Source organism: Candidatus Binatia bacterium, assembly GCA_036504975.1.
Taxonomy (GTDB): Bacteria; Desulfobacterota; Binatia; order UBA9968; family UBA9968; genus JAJPJQ01.
Genome location: DASXUF010000096.1, coordinates 1 through 17,192 on the forward strand (window position 1 = coordinate 1; position 17,192 = coordinate 17,192).

Here is a 17,192-nt window from a genome sequence, read left to right on the forward strand (position 1 = left end):
GGCGGCGAATGTTTCCGGCGCCGGCAGGCGATAGAAGCTGTTGTTGATCTCGACCGTGCCGAAGCGACGCGCATAAAAATCGAGCCATTCGCTCTGCGGACAAGAGGGTGGGTAAAACGCGCCGTTCATCCAGTGCTTGTAGTTCCAGCCGCTAGTGCCGACGTAAATTTTACCGGCCATCCTAGCTTTCCTTCGGCGCCTGGCGATCGAAAACGGCGTGCGGCCCGGCCTTCGCCTCTTCGCGCAAAAGACTCTTCTGCACTTTCACGCTGGAAGTTTTCGGCAGCGAGTCGTGGTACTCGATATAGCGGGGAACTTTGAAAGCGGCGAGGCGCTCTCGGCAGAAGCTCCAGATCGCTTCCGGCGAAACGGTTTCAGCAGTGGCGGGCGGTTTCAGCACGACGCACGCCTTGATCTCTTCCTGCCGGATCGGATCGGCAACGCCGACGACCGCCGACTCGGCGATTTGCGGGTGGGAATTCAACACCCGCTCGACCTCTTCGGCGGAGACGTTCTCGTCGCCGCGCTTGATCATGTCTTTTTTGCGGTCGATGAAGTAGAGAAAACCGTCGTCGTCGATGTAGCCGAGATCGCCCGTGTAGAGCCAACCCTCTCTCAGCGCTTCCGCCGTCGCCGCGGGATTCTTGTAATAGCCGCGCATGACCGCCGGGCTCTGCTTGACGATCTCTCCGAGCTTGCCCGGCGGAAGATCGTTGCCGGCCTCATCGGTGATGCGCAGCCTGTGCGCCTCCGGCGCCGCCGGCAGGCCGCAGCTCCCGAGCTTGCGCTTGGTCTTGGCCGTCGGTCCGAGGACGCTCAAGATGTCTTCCGTCAAGCTGTACGAGCCGACGACCGTGAGGTCGAAGCGCTGTTCGAAGCGTAAATGCAGGTCCGGCGGCAACAGCGCAACGGCTAGACGAAGCGGATTTTGCGAGTCGTCGGATCTTTCCGGCTGATTCAAGAGAATCGTCGGAATCGTGCGCATCAGACTCGACGTCGTCACGCCGTATTCTCTGACTTCGTCCCAAAAATGCGAGGCGCTGAATTTCTCGCGAAGAACCAGGCTGCCGCCGACGGAAATCATCGCGAGCGCGATGTGGCAGAGCGCGTTGACGTGGAACAGCGGCAACATGACGAGCGCGCGGTCGCGCTCGTTCCACCCCAGCGCCTCGGCCCGTTTTTGCGGCGCAAAGGCGTAGGTAAATTGCGTGAGCATGACCCCCTTGGGCCGGTCCGTGGTACCGGAGGTGTAGGTGATCGAAACCAAGTCGTCCGCTTGTACAGCAATAGCCGGCGCTTTGTCCGAAGCCCCGTGGAGAAGCTCGTCCCATCCGAAGCACCCGGGCTCGCTCTTTTTTCCTAATGCAATGACGCGCTTGAGCTGCGGACAGCGGTCTCTCACTCGATCAATCAGCGCCAGGTAGGAACGTTCCGTGATGAGGCAACCGGAATCGGCATGATCCAGAACGTAGCCGACTTCGTCGGCGGAAAAAGCGGTATTGATCGGAACGAAGACCGCGCCGATCTCGGCCGCGGCGAAGACGGCGAGAAGAAACTCGGGACAGTTCGAGAGCAGCACAGCGACTTTGTCTCCCTTACATACGCCGAGCCGAAGGAAAGCGTTGGCCACGCGATAGACTTCCTGCTGGAAATCGCCGTAGGTGAACCGACCGTCTTTTGAGATCAACAACGGGTTTTTAGGATGGTCATAGGCTCGTTGACGCAGTAGGTCCTTGAGCGTGGTTGTCGGGTGAGTCATGCAATGTTTCTATAGCGGATCACTGGAAAGTTGGGAAGGCGTTGTAGCGGCCGGGAAAGCCGCCACCCGCTCTCCGATCCCGCGCAATGGGTCAGTGCTTATTCCAATCGCTGGTATCGGATGCGCGGGCTCTTCGAACGGGCAGCGGCTTTCCCGGCGAGGCCGACGGGCGCGAGGAAGAGGGCCGCGGACGTCCGATAAGTGAGGTTCGACTCATGGCACGACTCTATCAGCCATGGTTCGACCAAGCTCACCACTCTGAGCCAGTCGAAGAGCGGCCCGAAACTCGCGCCCCGAGGGATCGCCATCGGTGAAAGTAAGCGGCGAGAAGTGGCCGAATTCTTGACTTTCCAGAGGGAAAATGATTCTTTTTTAGATTCTAAACTCAGGTGGGAGGAAGCAATGGCGAAAATTTTCATTGCCGGGGAGCAGCTCGACTCTGAAAGCAAGCAGACCACCGAGGTCCGCAACCCGGCGACCGGCGAAGTCGTCGATACCGTCCCCAAGGGAACCGTCAATGACATCCGCCGGGCGATCGACGCAGCCTCCGGCGCGTTGAAAAAATGGTCGCAGATGGCGCCGTCGAAGCGCGGCTCGATCCTGCTCGCGGCCGGCCGGCTCATTCTCGAACAGGAGAAAGAGCTGGCGACGCTGCTCACCAAAGAACAGGGAAAACCGCTCCGGGAATCTATTCTAGAGATCCGCCGCTTCGTCCACACGCTGGATCATTACGGCGGCATGGCCAAGAGCCTCCGCACCGCCGCCGTCGTGCTCGACAACGGCCGGCACGGACTCGTCCTGCGCAAGCCGATCGGCGTTTGCGGCGCGATCGTGCCGTGGAACTTTCCCGTCTCCCTCATGGGCAACAAGCTAGGCCCGGCGCTTTTGGCCGGCAACACAGTCGTCGTGAAGCCCGCCGGCACGACGCCGCTGACCGACCTACGCTGTTGCGAGCTGATCGACAAAGCGATCCAGGCCGCCGGCGGCCCCAAGGGCGTCATCAACGTCGTCACCGGGCCGGGCAGCGTCGTCGGCGAAGAGCTGCTCGTCAATCGCACGGTCCGGAAGATCGGCTTTACCGGCGCGACCGACACCGGCCGGCGCGTGATGCAGTCCGCCGCGACCGATTTCAAACACGTCACTCTGGAACTGGGCGGCAGCGATCCGATGATCGTCTGCGAAGACGCCGACCTCGACCGCGCTATCAGCGCCGCTTCCGTCGGCCGCTTCTTCAACTGCGGACAAGCCTGTCTCGCCGTCAAGCGGCTTTATCTTGTCGACAAGATCGCCGATGAATTCACCGCAAGGCTGGTCGAGAAAGTAAAGAAGCTCCGCATCGGCAACGGCCTCGCGCGCGAGACGATTATGGGCCCGCTGCACACCGCCGATCAAAGAAAAGAGGTCGAGGAACAGGTAGCGGATGCGGTGAAGCGCGGCGCCAAAGTTCTCTACGGCGCCGAGCGGCCCAAAGGCGGGGACTACGACAAAGGTTTCTATCTCCTGCCGACGCTCGTCGCCAATCTCGATCCGGAATCGAAAATGCTGAAGGACGAGGTCTTCGGCCCGGCGCTCCCGATCGTCCGGGTCAAAGACCTTGAAGAAGGCGTCGCGCAGGCGAACAACTCGATCTTCGGCCTCGGCTCTTCGGTCTGGACGCGCGACATCAACAAGGCGATGTTCGCCGCCGAGCACATCGAGTCCGGCTATACCTGGGTCAACTCGGCGCAGATCATCTACGACGAGCTGCCCTTCGGCGGGGTCAAGCAGAGCGGCATCGGCAAAGAGCACGGCGAAGAGGCGATCGAGCACTACACGGAGTCGAAGTCCGTCGTCATCGCCACCGAGACCCAGTCCGAAGCCATGGGCGGGGAATAGGCCCTGCGGGCATCTCAAATCTCAGATCTCAAATTCCGGATTTGAGATTTGTCATATGAGATTTGAGATTCCGCGCGGAGCGAGGACGCGAGCGCAGCGAGGACATGGACCTTCCCGACATCTACAACGCGGCGACGACCTTCGTCGATGAGAATATCGCCCGGGGCCGGGGTAAGCGGCTCGCCATTTATTATCAGGATGAGACCTTCACTTATGAAGATGTCTACGAGAAGGTCAACCAGGCCGGCAACGTATTCAAAGAATTAGGCGTCGACACCGAGCAGCGGGTCCTGCTCGTTCTTCCCGACTCGCCTGAATTCGCTTTCAGCTTTTTCGGCGCGATAAAGATCGGCGCCGTGCCGATCCCCGCCAATCCGTGGATGAAGGCGAAGGACTACGACTACCTGCTGAACGACAGCCGTGCGCGAGTCGCCGTCATACACGAATCCGTCCTCCCCGAGTTCGAGCCGATCTGGAACAACCCGCGCCATTTGAAAAGCGTGCTGGTCGTCGGCAAGGCCAAAGGCCGCGCCGTCTCCTTCGAACACTTCACCTCAAAGGCATCGAGCCGCCTGGAAGCTGAGCCGACCAGCAAAGACGACGTCTGCTTCTGGGGTTACACGTCGGGCAGCACCGGCTCGCCCAAGGGTGCGGTCCACCTCCAGCACGATATGATCACGATCACCGATTTGTTCGTGAAGCCCGTGCTGGGGATGAGCGAGGACGACATCTGCTTTTCCGCCTCGAAGCTTTTTTTCGCATACGGCCTCGGCAACTCGCTCTATTTTCCCTTCCGCTTCGGCGCTGCGACGGTCCTCTGGCCCGAGCGGCCCGATCCGGAGAAGATTCTTCGCGTCATCGAAAAATATCGCCCGACCTTCTTCTTTTCCGTGCCGACGCTCTACGCCCGGCTGCTCCGCGTCGAAAGAAATTACGATCTCAGCTCGCTGAGAATCTGCCTCTCTTCCGGCGAGCCGCTGCCGCCGGCGCTCTTCCATCAATGGAAAGAGAAGTACGGCACTGAGCTGCTGGACGTCGTCGGCTCCACGGAGGCGACGCACGATTTTCTCGCCAACCGGCCGGGGAGGGCCAAACCCGGGAGCAGCGGCGAGGTGACGCCCGCGTTCGAGGCGAAGATCGTCGACGAAGAAGGCCGCGAAGTGCCGACCGGCGAGGTCGGAAATTTATTCGTCAAAGGCGACGCCAACGCGCCCTTTTACTGGAACAAGCACGAGCAGACCAAACGGATGATGCAGGGAGAGTGGCTGAAGACCGGCGACACTTATTATCGCGACGAGGAGGGTTATTACTGGTACTGCGGCCGCTCCGACGACATGATGAAAGTCGGCGGCCTCTGGGTCTCTCCGATCGAGATCGAAAATACGTTGATGGAGCACGCCTCGGTCCTGGAGACCGCGGTGGTGGGCCAGCCCGATCACGACGGTCTCCTCAAGCCCAAGGCCTACGTGCTCCTCAAGAGCGAATACAAGGCCAGCGATCAACTCAAAGAAGAGCTCCAGTCGCTGGTCAAGAACAAACTCGCCCCCTACAAATATCCCAGGTGGATCGATTTCGTCGACGAGCTGCCGAAGACCGTCACGGGAAAGATCCAAAGATTCAGGCTGCGGAGCGGAAAGTAATGTCCATCCGCCCTAGCTGACCCGTCGCGCACACACTCGGGGCAATCGGATTTCACCAGCCCGCCCACCCTGAGTAGCGCGAAGCGTTTAGCGAAGGGCCCTGCGCTGTCGGTAGGAAACCCAGTCCTTGCGCGCTGCCGCTCTCAACTCCTCCATCCTACCCCCGATCAACGCCTCCTTCTTCCGGCGGCTCCACCTCTTGATCTGCGCCTCAGCCGCCTTTGCCTCCTCCCGGGTTAGGAACTCCTGAAACCAAACAAGTTGTACTGGTCGGCGAGCGGCCGTGTAGCCACGGGTCGCCCCCGTTTCGTGCTCTGCCAGCCGACGCTCGATTTCATCCGTATGCCCAACGTAGTATGATCTGTCCGAGCATCGCAAAATATACGTAAAAAACGGCCGCGCCACCTCTCCTCCGATCATCCCGAGTAAGCCCGAAGGGCTGTACCCCTCGATACGCGACCTCAACGGTCGCTACTCGGGGAATCGGACTTTACCAACCCGCCTACCCTGAGTAGGCCGACAGGCCGTAACGAAGGGCGAACGGATGGAAAGTAGCAGCTCTGCCGCCGTGCCTCCGATCATCCCGAGTAGCCACCCCGGGGGTGGCGTATCGAGGGACAGATCACTGAACCCCATCAATCCCCTGTCCGCCGCGCACACACCAGACGAAGGCGGCGGCGTTGGACTTAAAGAAGCCGCCGCCGCCGGGGCTCACGAAGCCATTGCTGAAGTTCACGCCCCACGCGAGGCTGGCATCGCTGGCGTCGGTAGTAGCCGACCAGTAGATGGACGACTGCAACTGCACATTGGAAAATGGATGGCCAAGGGGCAAGGATGGATTTGCCTGCGATGTGTCCACCAGGCTCGCCAGCTCTTCGATCGTGGGGAGCCGCCACCCTTTACGGCCTCCAACCTCTAGCTGGTAGCAGTGAAGGAGCGCATTAAACCAAGTGAAAGAGCCCGTATTCGGCGACCGCTCCCAGACACGCCCGGTCTCTTTGTCCAGGACCGCGGCTTTGCCAAACTGGTTTAGCACCTGAAACCTCCCTGCACCGTTGATTTTCTTGTTCCACGTCGTCCCAGGATCAGCAAGCACCGCTGTGCCAAACAGGACAAAAGCCACCACAGCGATCAAAGTTGAATATAGTCTCTTCATAGAAATCTCCTCCTTTCAATTTTTTGTCTCTATTCTGAACCCTGATCCCCTCTTCCTTCCTATCCACGGCAACGCCCCCTATAGTCCAAGTTGGCCGATTTGTCCATCGCCTTTGGAAAATCTCGTTGAAGCGTGATACAGAAATCAAAACCTTTCATCGTCGGCTATTCTCCAAGGAGACAACATGAACCTGAAAGAGCTCAAAGAAAATCTGGCCTACTCGTGCAACATTCTCGCGAACGAAGGCCACTGGGACCAGATCCTCGGCCACGTATCGGTCCGCGTTCCCAAGCAGAACAAGATTCTCATGAAACCGCACAGCTTCGGCTTCGAAGAGATCCGGCCGCAGCACATCATCGTCGTCGATATCGAGAGCGGGAAAAAGATCGAAGGCAAGTACGAGCGCCATTCCGAGGTTTTCATCCATACCGAAATTATGAAAGCGCGCCCGGACGTCAATTGCGTCGTCCACACGCATCCGCCGTACGCCATCGCCTTCGGCTCTCTCGGCCGGCCGCTCCGGCCGATCAGCCATGAAGGCTCGATCTTCTACCAAGGCCTGCCGCTGTTCGACCACACCACCGCGTTGATACGAACGCCCGAGCTGGGTGTCCAGGTGGCCAAGTCTTTAGGCAAGTGCCGTGGCGTCTTGATGAAAAACCACGGCTCTACGGTGGTGGGTGAATCGATCGAGGTCGCGACGCTTTATGCCGTTTTTCTGGAGAAGGCCTGCCGCATCCAACTGCTCGCCACCGCTTCCGGCGAGCCTTCCTGGACGAGCGACGAGGAGGCGCCGATCAAGTACGAGCAGATCTACACGCCGCACCGGCTGGGGTCGATGTGGGACTACTTTGTCCGCCGCGCGAGGAAATTCCGCAAATAAATCCGGGGATTATTTTACTTGATCGCGAACTTTTTAAAGAAGCCCTCTTTTTCCAGCTCGGCGACGAAGCGCATCTCGATAAAATCGTCCGGCTTGGCCGACTTCGCCGCCGGAACCGTCGCGGCGACATCGGCGATAACGGCTTCCATCCCCTTGCGGCTGACGTACGGCGGATACTCTAAATACTGGCTAAACTGGTTGAACGTATCCTCCTGGATGTCCGTGTCCTTCACCTTGAGCTGGTTTTGAATCATCTTAAGAGCGGCCACTTTATTCGTTTTGAAAATATACACCCCTTCCGCGTAGCTACGGACTACACGCCGGGCTATGTCCCCATTGACGCTCAAGTAGCTCCGGCTCGTGCCGATCGCGACCGAGACGTATTCCGGCCCCTCCTTGGCAATATTCATCAGCTCCACCATTCCGACCTTGCGCGCCCGGCTGTTGGTGGGAGGCGAGACGACGCCGGCGTCGATCTGGCCGGCAACCAGCGCCGTAAAGATGTTGGGGACTTCCAGCAGGGGAAGAATCTGATAATCCACCGGCTTCAAGCCGGCTTGCCCGAGGGCGTAGAGCGCCGAGGTGTGGGTGGATGAACCCACCCGCGTGATGCCGATCTTTTTTCCCTTGAGATCGGCGATTTTCTTGATCTCGGGCTTCGCCATGAGCGAAAACACCATGCGATTGGTGGCGCCGACGATCGACGCGATGTTCGCGCCTTGAAGATTCGCCTGAACCTGGTTGTTTCCGTCCATGAACGAAAAAGCGATTTCACCGGCAAGAATCGCCTGAATCCCCCGCGAGCTCGAAGGAATATGAATCAACTCCGCTTCGAGGCCATTTTTCTTGAACAGTCCTTCCTGTTTGGCCATGAACAAACCGCTCTGCGCGCCGGTCACCGCCGTCCAGTTGATGCGGACTTTGTTTTGCGCCGCGGCACCCGGCGCCAGCGAAATCACGATCAGCAAAGTTACGGCCGCGAGTCTTCCGATCCTCATCGTTTCTCCTTGTCAAATCCTTGGACCCGGAACCGTATAACAGACGGCGACGGAGTGTCAATCGTTGTGCCGCCCTTTGGAAAATCCGCCTGAAGCATGGTAGAGAGTTTTCATGTCGAAAAAAATTCATCTGACCCTCGCGTGCGGCGATTATGAAATCGTGCGCGCGCTGATGGACGGAAGCGTCGCGCCTGACGGCATCGAGCTCACGATCTTGACTGATATGAGCGCCGATGTGCGCCACTGGAGGATGATTCGAAACCGGGAATTCGACGTCGCTGAGCTTTCGATGTCGAACTATCTCGCGGCCAAGTTCCGCGGTTATCCGCTCGTCGCGATCCCGGTCTTCCTCCACCGGCGGTTCCGCCACGGTTTTATCTTTGTGAACGCCGCGAAGGGGGTAGAAAAACCCGCCGATCTGATCGGCAAGAAAATCGGTCTCCGTAATTTCCAGGTCACCAACAACCTCTGGGTGCGCGGGATATTGGAGCACGAGTACCAGGTCCCGCACAGAAAGATCCAGTGGTTTACGCGGGATCCCGAGGAGGTGGAATTTACCCCGCCTAAGGATCTCATGATCCAGCGCGTGCCCGCGGGCAAGAACCCGGAGAAGATGCTTGTCGACGGCGAGCTGGACGCGGTCATCTACCCGGAGCTGATTCGACCCGTCCTCGACCGGGATAAAAGGGTGAAGCGGCTTTTCGAAAACTACAAAGAGCTGGAGATCGACTACTATAAACGGACCGGCATCTTTCCGATCATGCACACGACCGCGATCAAACAAGAGATCGTCGAACGGTATCCGTGGGTGTCGCTCAATCTCATGGGAGCGTTCGAGCGCGCGAAAAAGATCGCCTACGAGCGTATGGAAAATCCGCGCCGGGTGCCGCTCGCGTGGTTCCGCCACGCGCAGGAAGAGCAGGAAGATATCCTGGGGCGCGATCCATGGGAGTACGGCCTGGGAGACGGGAACCGGAAGACTCTGGAGACGTTGATCCAGTATTCGCACGAGCAGGGTCTGATCGGGAAAAAACTCCCGTTAGAAGATCTCTTCATCCATCCCAGCCTGAAAGGTTAAGTCATGGAGACGGCGATCGTTGCCGGCGTAGGGCCGGGACTAGGCGCATCGCTTGCCCGGGCTTTCAGCCGCGAAGGCTATGCCGTCGTCCTGCTGTCACGAAAACTCCAATCCGGCGAACCTGTAGCCGACGAGATCCGCGCTCACGGCGGCAAAGCGCTGGCGTTGGCGGTCGATGTCACGGAGCGCGAGGCCGTCTTCGAAGCGGCGGCGAAATACCGCGCGGAGTTCGGGCCGGTAACGGCTCTGGCTTACAACGCCAGCGGTTTCGGCCGAGGAAAATTTCTCGAGTTAGATCCGGAAATGATTCGGCAATCTTTCGACATCGGCGTGATGGGCGCGGTCCATCTCGCCCAGGCCGTGATTCCGGATATGCTCAAGAGCGGCCACGGCTTCATCTCCCTCACCGGCGCCACCGCATCGCTGCGCGGCCGCGCCAGCTTCGCCCCTTTGGCGATCGCCAAATCTTCCTTGCGCATGCTCGCTCAATCGCTGGCGCGCGAGTTTCACCCGCAAGGCCTCCACGTGCTGCATGTGATCGTCGACGGACAGATCGACACTCCACGACTGCGCGCGCGCGATCCTGGCCGGTCTACAGAGACACTCATTCCGCCGAACGCCATCGCCGACGCCGTCATGCACGCGCTGAAGCAGCCGAGAAACGCCTGGACACACGAGATCGATATCCGGCCGGCTTTGGAGACGTTCTAGCTATCCGAGGCCGATCACCATATCCCGTGGAAAAACCCAACCACCCCTCACTTTCCTCGCACATCCTGTTATTTCTGCCGCCGTTTTTTTGGAGCAGTAATTTCATCGTCGGCAAGGCGCTGGTCGGCATCGTGCCGCCGTGGACGCTCAACGCCGGCCGCTTCACCGTCTCGGCGCTGATTCTCCTTCCGGCACTCCTCTACTGTAAAGAATGGCCGCCGCGGCAGGCATGGTTCCCGCTGGTGTTAATGAGTCTCACGGGTGTTTTCGCCTTTAACGCCGTTCTCTACATCGGGCTCCGCCACACGAGCGCCATCAACGCTACGCTGGTCAACGCGACCACGCCGGTGACCACGGCGTTGATCGCGTGGCTGGTGATCGGGGAGGAGATAACCCGGCGGCGCGTCGCCGGCATTCTTCTGTCGTTCGCCGGCATCGGCTGGATTGTCAGCCACGGCTCTCTCGATACCCTGCTCAATCTCAACTTCAACGTCGGCGACGTAATCGTCTTTTTTGCTACCTCGCTCTGGGGATTCTACATGGTCATGGCGAAGCCGACGATGCGGCACCTTTCGCCGCTCGCGTTGACCTCCATGACCACGATCATCGGCGCGCTCTTCCTCTTGCCAGCGGCGACGATGGAGCTGCGCGCTCATCCCGCGGATTTGTGGCGCAGTGAAGTCATCCTGGCCTTTCTTTACTTGGGAATTTTTCCCTCGTTCCTTTCATTTTTGATGTGGAACCGGTCGATCCGAACCTTCGGCCCCGGCAGGGCGAGCCTCGCTTACAACACACTACCGCTTTTCGCCGTGATCCTGGCGGGAATTTTCCTAGATGAGGCGCTGCAAGTTTATCAGATCGCGGGAGGAATCGTCATTATCGTTGGAGTGCTTATCGGCACACGGGGATAGATGGCCCGCGCAATAATCACTGCGACTCATGGCAAATCCCGGCTCATAGCCTCATCGGCATAATGACATAGAGATAGCCGTCGTCGTTGCCTTTTCTTAAGATGCTCGGGCTGACGTCGTCTTTGAGTGCGATCTCGACGTTTCCGCCTTCGCTCAGCACGGTCAGAACATCGATCAAGTAACGCGCGTTGAAGCCTACCGTCAAAGCCTTGCCTTGGTAGTCTATCTCTATTTCCTCGGCGGCTTCTCCCAGCTCGGGATTGTTTGCGGAGATCGAAGCCTTTCCCGCTTTGAGCTCCATTTTGATTCCCTTGTAGCGCTCACTGGAGAGAATCGAAACGCGCCTTAACGCGTGCAGGAAATCATCTTGCTCGAGGCTCGCGAGTTGCGGATTATCTTTGGGTATGACTTTACTGTAGTCGGGGAAGTCGCCCTCGATCAGGCGCATAAACAACTCCACGTTTCCCTTCAACACCAGCCCCATATTTTCCTTAAACCCGACGGATACTTCACCCTCCTCCACCCCCTCGAGTAATCTTCTCAGCTCCGACAGCCCCTTTCTAGGGAGAATCACCCCTTTCTTGAGGCCGAACGATCCGATACCCCTCTCGATCAAAGCCAATCGATGGCCGTCGGTCGCGACCATTCGCACCTTCCCGTCCTTGACCTCCTCGATGAAGACACCGTTCAAGTTATAACGTGTCTCGTCACTCGAGACGGAAAAGATCGTTCTCTCGATCATCTCACGCAGAACCTTTGCCGGAAAACTCGATAGTTTTTCTCCCTCGAACTTAGGGAATTGAGGAAACTCGCGCGCGTCCAGGCCGACAATTTTAAAAACCGACTTGCCGCTTTTGATCTCCACCCAATCATTTTCCAGCCGTTTCAATTGCAGCGTTTCATCGGGAGCCTCGCGAACAATCTCGTAAAGCTTCTTCGCGCTCACCGTTACCAGTCCGTCGCGGGCGACCTGTCCCTCCAGCTTGCCCCTAATCCCCACCTCAAGATCCGTCGCTGTCAGATGAACCTCGCCGTTGCGCGCTTCGATCAGGACATTGGCTAAAATCGGCATCGTGTTGCGCCGCTCGACGATGCCCTGGCTCCAGTAAAGCGTGGCGAGAAAATCTCCTCGCTTGGCCCTAAATTCCATGTTATTCCCCCCGACTCTTATTACTCTTTCTTATAATTTAATCTAAAGAGTAATAGTAGGGCCTGTGCATAGTGTGCAAAAGGCGGTTATCTCCAATGCCGGGCTGGCATTTCATTTGTGGAGGGAAAGCTTGCACCTTTTGCTTTGTGAACCGCATCGGAAAATTGCGTGCTCGTGGGATGAGTTTATTCACAGATTGCCCGGTGCGCCAACAGGTATTCAACTACCGTTTGAGGTTTAAGTTTTTTTCTAATTTTTCGAGCGCGGTTTGCATTTGCGTGTCTTCTTTTAGCTTTTTCTCAATCGTTTTGGCGGCGTGAATCACGGTTGAATGGTCGCGACCGCCGAACTTGGAGCCGATAGCGGGAAATGAAGTTGAAGTATATTTGCGGGATAAATACATCGCTACCTGGCGCGGGACTGCGATGTCTTTAGTCCGGCGCTTGGCTTTAAGATCGCTCAGCTTGATGTTGTAATAGTCGCAGATGGTTTTTTGAATGCTCTCGACCGTGACTTCCCTGGAGTTTCCCTTGAGGGTGTTTTGGAGAACCTCTTTGGCCAAATCGATCGTGATGGTGGCTTTGGTTAGAGAGGCGAAGGCGCCCAGGCGAGTGAGGGATCCTTCCAGCTCTCTTACGTTCGAGTCGATGTGAGAGGCGAGGAAGATCGCGACTTCATGCGGCAGGAGGACCCCTTCGACCTCGGCTTTCTTTTGCAGTATGGCGACGCGTGTCTCCATGTCCGGAGGCTGGATATCGGCGATCAGCCCCCACTCGAACCGGTTGCGCAGCCGATCCTCCAAGCCGGGGATTTCTTTGGGAAACTTATCCGATGTGATGATGATCTGCTTGTGCGATTCGTAGAGAGAATTGAATGTGTGGAAGAACTCCTCCTGAGTCCGTTCTTTGCCCGCGATGAATTGAACGTCGTCGACGATCAACGTGTCGATGTTGCGGAAGCGCGTTTTAAACTCATCCATCCGGTCTCTCCGTAGCGAGGCGATGAGCTCGTTCATGAACGATTCGGAACTGAGATAGAGGACCTTCAGCAGGGGACGCTTCTCGACGACTCGGTGGCCGATCGCGTTGATCAGGTGGGTCTTGCCCAGACCGACGCCACCGTAAATGAAAAGCGGGTTGTAGTGCTCGCCGGGTTGGTTGGCGACGGCGAGGGAAGCTGCGTGAGCGAACTGATTGCTGGCGCCGACCACGAAAGTATCGAAGTTGTACTTAGGAATCAGGTTGTTGATCCGCGGCGGCCGCGACGGCTCGCGCTCGGGCTTCTTTTCTGGCGGCGTTCCGGCCGCCTGCAGCTTCTGGTTGATGCTGAGGGACACCTTCATGCTCCGGTGCGTCAGTTGCGAGAGGCTCTCATGGATGGAGCCGAGAAAATGCTCGACGAGCCAGTCGCGAAAAAATTTGTTGGGAACCTCTAAGCTGATCTCGTCGTTGGAAATCTCTTTTACCCGAATCGGCTTGATCCAAGTCTCAAAATTCTGATTTCCCAATTTCTCGCGCAACTGCTCCAACACGCTGTGCCAAAGCTCGTCCATAGCGATCCTCGTCTGAGCGCGCCTAACTCTCTGATTCTGAAGAAGAAAACGCCTATAAGTTACAAACAGACTTATCCACACCTGTGGATAAATCGAAATCTCCGAAAAACATTCTCATGTTAAATATAAAGTTAAACAGCCGTATGAACAGTTTGGACCGATACCGAGAATTAACGGCGTCCGAAGCCTTAATGAACGAAAACGCGAGAAACGCTCACTCTGGTCGAAGTTCGGGCCGAACATCGTATCTCGATTTCAATTTTCAGCTTCAGTAAGCGATAGGGCGATCCGAAATTTTTTGATTGTGTACCGTGAGCAAAAATTCATAATCCTTTTCATTTTGCAATGCAAGAAAAAAATTTTGAAATTTTTTTTCTCGCGGGCGCGCGCGGCCTTGACACGAAATTAGTTGCGGTGTTAGGCCAAGACAATGTCGGCCGATCGTTCGGGCGCTTTATTCGAGCGCGCGCGGCGGAAAATTCCCGGCGGGGTCAACAGTCCGGTGCGCGCGTGGAATGCCGTGGGCGGCGCGCCGCGCTTTATCGCGCGCGGCGGCGGCGCCCGGATCACCGATGTCGACGGCAGGGAGTACATCGACTTCGTTTGTTCTTGGGGTCCATTGATTCTCGGGCACGCGCATCCCAAAGTTACCACGGCCATCGAACAGGCTCTGGCAAGCGGCACGAGCTTTGGCGCGCCGACGGAGCGGGAGATCGAGCTCGCCGAATCCGTCGCGGAGCAATTTCCGTCGATCGAGAAGTTGAGGCTGGTCAACTCGGGCACCGAAGCGACGATGAGCGCGCTTCGGCTGGCGCGCGGCTTTACGCGACGGACCCGGATCGTCAAGTTCGACGGTTGCTATCACGGCCACGTGGACGCGCTCCTTGCCCGCGCGGGCTCCGGCGTCGCGAGCTTTTCTCTTCCCGACAGCGCTGGCGTGCCGCCGGCTTTCGCGGCGGAGACAAGCGTCGCTGAGTTCAACGATATCGAAGGATTAGAGTCCCTGTTCACGCAATATCCGGAAACTATTGCCGCCGTGATCGTCGAGCCGATCTGCGGCAATATGGGGGTGATTTCGCCGCTTTCGGGCTTTCTCGAAAAACTCGCCGCCCTGACGCGAAAACATGGCGCGCTGCTGATCTTCGACGAGGTCATCACCGGGTTTCGCGTTTCTCCCGGAGGGGCGCAAGAATTGTTCAATATACGGCCGGATCTCACGTGTCTGGGCAAAATACTCGGGGGCGGCCTGCCGTTGGGCGCTTTCGGCGGGAGGGCCGAGATCATGGATTTGCTTGCGCCGGAAGGTCCGGTTTATCAAGCGGGCACGTTTTCCGGCAATCCGCTGGCGGTTGCCGCCGGCCTCGCCGCGCTGAAAGAGTTGTCGCGGACGGGAGTGTACGAAAAGCTGGATAAGGGCGGAGGAAAACTTCAAGAAGGCTTCGAGACTGTGCTGGCTGCCCATCGAATTCCCGCCGTGATCAATCGCCAAGGTTCCATGCTGACGCTCTTCTTTGGTGTAGACCGTGTGCGCAACGCCGAAGAGGCGCGCCACGCGGACAAAGAGCGCTTCGCGCGGTTTTTTCACGGCATGCTCGATCGCGGCGTGTATTGGCCGCCGTCGCAGTTTGAGGCGGCGCTTGTTTCTCTTGCGCACAAATTGGCAGACATTGACAAAACCGTGCAGGCCTTCGATGCTTGGGCGCGCGAGGAGGCGAAAGGTTGAACTGTGAGCGGACGCATGATAAACGTTCACGCGAAGTGAGGAGAGCGGTTGACCGGGAGCCAGGAAGATTAATCTTTCCTACGCCAAGATTGCAAAATACCTCGCGATCGGTCTCGAGATCCCCAGCACAATAGTGGGTTCGCTTATCGTAGGTTACCTGGTTGACCGGCAGTTCGGCACGTCGCCTTGGATTACAGTCGGCGCGGCGGTCTTAGGATTTTTCGGAGCGGTTTATCGACTGATGCAATATCTAAAATATTTTTCCGCCGGCAAGCATGAAGAGTAAGGCTTTAATAGCAACGGTTGTTCGGATCGAGTTACTGCAATTACTTTTAATCGCTGGTTTATGGCTCGCGTTCGTGCCGGCGCGTCTGGTGCAGCCCGGCGCTCTTTTTGCCGGTGCCGTCTTCATGGGGATGAATTTTTTACTCTTAAGCTGCGGGATAAAATGGGTCCTGACTCCGTTTGCCGGCAAAGGGCGAGTGCGAGCCGGGGTTTTCCTTTTGATTCTCAAGACCGGACTCTTTCTGGGTTTGGTTTCAGCTTTGCTTTTGCGGATCCACGTGGATCCGCTGTCGTTTACGATCGGGTTTTCGTCTCTGCTGATCGCCATTGTGGTGGAAAGACTCTGGACCGTTTCGTCGGTAGGTGCATAGATGGAACATCCGTTTACCTGGTATTCGAGTTTACATCCGTTCCTGCCGTATCCGCTTAGTCTTCTCGGCGAACCTAATTTTACCGCTCTCCTCGTCATGCTGTTGTTAGTAGCGCTGGCGCTTCGTTTCAAGGGGGCGCTTCGGAAAGCCAAAGATCCCGTGGTCCCCGAAGATCGCCTCAGCGTGAGGAACGTGATGGAAGTCCTGATCGAGATCGTCGCCGGACTGAGCGACAGCATTATCGGCAAGAAGGGTCGCAAGTACGTGCCTCTTTTCGGCAGCCTCTTCCTGTTTATCCTTCTCGCCAATTTTTTAGGCTTGGTGCCGGGTTTTACGCCCCCGACGAGCAGTTTTTTTAGCAACCTAGGAATGGGGTTGGTGGTCTTCGTCGCCTACCATTATTTCGGCGTTCGCGAGCACGGCGGGCGCTACTTCAAGCAGTTTATGGGTCCCATGCTGCTGCTGGCGCCTTTATTTATCTTGATAGAATTCTTCTCCCACGTATTCCGGCCGATTTCTCTCTCGATTCGTCTGTTCGGCAACATGTTCGGCGATCACCTGGTGCTGGAGATTTTCAGCGACTTAACCAAAGTCGTGATCCCGGTGGCTTTTTACATTTTAGGTTCTTTAGTATCGGTGATCCAGGCTGTGGTTTTCACCATACTCAGCGTGATTTATATCGCCATGGCGATCAGCCATGAGCATTGAGCGGACGGCTCCGATGGCGAGGATGAAGAAAGAGGAGGTGGGAGCGTGGGTCCGCTAGAAAGGAGGTAGGGAATGAAGAAGCTCCTGTTGGTTCTGGGCCTGCTGGCCCTGGCTTTATCGCACTCGGGGGTGGCCGCGGCTGCGGCTGAAGCGGGTGAAAGCGGGGTCGTAGCGAAGGCCGGACTCGCTATTGCTGCTGGTCTCGCCATTGGCCTCGGTGCTTTCGGCGCGGCTCTCGGCCAGGGCCGCATGGCCGCGGCCGCGATGGAAAGCATCGGGCGCAATCCCAACGCGGCGGATCGAATTCAACTGCCGATGATTCTGGGATTGGCCTTCATCGAGGCGCTTGCCCTTTACGCGTTCGTTATCGCGTTTTTTCTCCAGGGCAAGAT

General features: G+C 57.5%; 18 protein-coding genes. 11 read left to right on the top strand and 7 right to left on the bottom strand.

What is annotated here, in order from left to right; translation table 11 throughout:
- The coding region (locus VGL70_12345; protein HEY3304316.1) for a DUF72 domain-containing protein at positions 1-180 on the bottom strand (180 nt) is incomplete at its 3' end.
- 1 nt (position 181) lies between these two features.
- Positions 182-1,759 (bottom strand): AMP-binding protein, encoded by a 1,578-nt coding sequence (locus VGL70_12350; GenBank protein ID HEY3304317.1) that lies wholly within the window; start codon positions 1,757-1,759, stop codon positions 182-184.
- A 402-nt stretch (positions 1,760-2,161) separates the two neighbouring features.
- Between VGL70_12350 and VGL70_12355 the strand changes: the two genes are divergently transcribed.
- Entirely contained in the window at positions 2,162-3,634 is a 1,473-nt protein-coding gene (locus VGL70_12355; protein ID HEY3304318.1) for an aldehyde dehydrogenase family protein, read from the top strand.
- A 104-nt stretch (positions 3,635-3,738) separates the two neighbouring features.
- Positions 3,739-5,274 (top strand): benzoate-CoA ligase family protein, encoded by a 1,536-nt coding sequence (locus tag VGL70_12360; GenBank protein HEY3304319.1) that lies wholly within the window; start codon positions 3,739-3,741, stop codon positions 5,272-5,274.
- 87 nt (positions 5,275-5,361) lie between these two features.
- Here the strand turns inward: VGL70_12360 and VGL70_12365 are convergent, their stop codons facing one another.
- Both VGL70_12365 and VGL70_12370 read right to left on the bottom strand, forming a co-directional pair.
- A complete protein-coding gene (locus VGL70_12365; GenBank protein ID HEY3304320.1) occupies positions 5,362-5,694 on the bottom strand; it encodes a GIY-YIG nuclease family protein in 333 nt (110 codons plus the stop codon).
- 202 nt (positions 5,695-5,896) lie between these two features.
- The gene (locus tag VGL70_12370) at positions 5,897-6,430 is read right to left on the bottom strand and encodes a DUF1566 domain-containing protein (protein ID HEY3304321.1); all 534 of its coding nucleotides are present in this window, start codon (positions 6,428-6,430) and stop codon (positions 5,897-5,899) included.
- Between the two features lie 184 nt (positions 6,431-6,614).
- Here VGL70_12370 and VGL70_12375 point away from each other — a divergent pair, with 184 nt between their 5' ends.
- A complete protein-coding gene (locus VGL70_12375; GenBank protein HEY3304322.1) occupies positions 6,615-7,313 on the top strand; it encodes a class II aldolase/adducin family protein in 699 nt (232 codons plus the stop codon).
- A 14-nt stretch (positions 7,314-7,327) separates the two neighbouring features.
- Here VGL70_12375 and VGL70_12380 read toward each other — a convergent pair whose 3' ends face one another.
- Complete coding sequence (locus VGL70_12380; GenBank protein ID HEY3304323.1) at positions 7,328-8,311, bottom strand: ABC transporter substrate-binding protein; 984 nt, start codon at positions 8,309-8,311, stop codon at positions 7,328-7,330.
- A gap of 112 nt (positions 8,312-8,423) precedes the next feature.
- Here VGL70_12380 and VGL70_12385 point away from each other — a divergent pair, with 112 nt between their 5' ends.
- The 3 genes from VGL70_12385 to VGL70_12395 are packed head-to-tail and all read left to right on the top strand — an operon-like array spanning position 8,424 to position 11,011.
- Positions 8,424-9,389: an ABC transporter substrate-binding protein gene (locus VGL70_12385; GenBank protein HEY3304324.1), complete on the top strand. Its 966-nt coding sequence runs from the start codon at positions 8,424-8,426 to the stop codon at positions 9,387-9,389.
- Between the two features lie 3 nt (positions 9,390-9,392).
- Positions 9,393-10,100 (top strand): SDR family NAD(P)-dependent oxidoreductase, encoded by a 708-nt coding sequence (locus tag VGL70_12390; GenBank protein HEY3304325.1) that lies wholly within the window; start codon positions 9,393-9,395, stop codon positions 10,098-10,100.
- A 26-nt stretch (positions 10,101-10,126) separates the two neighbouring features.
- On the top strand, positions 10,127-11,011 hold the full coding sequence (locus VGL70_12395; GenBank protein HEY3304326.1) for an EamA family transporter: 885 nt from the start codon (positions 10,127-10,129) through the stop codon (positions 11,009-11,011).
- 43 nt (positions 11,012-11,054) lie between these two features.
- On the opposite strand, the gene dnaN is transcribed toward VGL70_12395, so the two are convergent.
- The gene (dnaN, locus tag VGL70_12400) at positions 11,055-12,161 is read right to left on the bottom strand and encodes a DNA polymerase III subunit beta (protein HEY3304327.1); all 1,107 of its coding nucleotides are present in this window, start codon (positions 12,159-12,161) and stop codon (positions 11,055-11,057) included.
- Positions 12,162-12,384: 223 nt separating this feature from the next.
- Positions 12,385-13,713, bottom strand: coding sequence for a chromosomal replication initiator protein DnaA (gene dnaA / locus VGL70_12405; GenBank protein HEY3304328.1), 1,329 nt, complete (start codon positions 13,711-13,713; stop codon positions 12,385-12,387).
- Between the two features lie 430 nt (positions 13,714-14,143).
- Here dnaA and hemL point away from each other — a divergent pair, with 430 nt between their 5' ends.
- The 5 genes from hemL to VGL70_12430 all read left to right on the top strand — a co-directional run.
- Positions 14,144-15,436, top strand: coding sequence for a glutamate-1-semialdehyde 2,1-aminomutase (gene hemL / locus VGL70_12410; protein HEY3304329.1), 1,293 nt, complete (start codon positions 14,144-14,146; stop codon positions 15,434-15,436).
- Between the two features lie 88 nt (positions 15,437-15,524).
- Positions 15,525-15,722 (top strand): AtpZ/AtpI family protein, encoded by a 198-nt coding sequence (locus VGL70_12415; protein HEY3304330.1) that lies wholly within the window; start codon positions 15,525-15,527, stop codon positions 15,720-15,722.
- A complete protein-coding gene (locus VGL70_12420) occupies positions 15,712-16,092 on the top strand; it encodes a hypothetical protein (GenBank protein HEY3304331.1) in 381 nt (126 codons plus the stop codon). Before VGL70_12415 ends, VGL70_12420 begins: the two co-directional genes overlap by 11 nt.
- Complete coding sequence (gene atpB, locus VGL70_12425; GenBank protein ID HEY3304332.1) at positions 16,093-16,800, top strand: F0F1 ATP synthase subunit A; 708 nt, start codon at positions 16,093-16,095, stop codon at positions 16,798-16,800.
- A 72-nt stretch (positions 16,801-16,872) separates the two neighbouring features.
- The coding region (locus VGL70_12430; protein ID HEY3304333.1) for an ATP synthase F0 subunit C at positions 16,873-17,192 on the top strand (320 nt) is incomplete at its 3' end.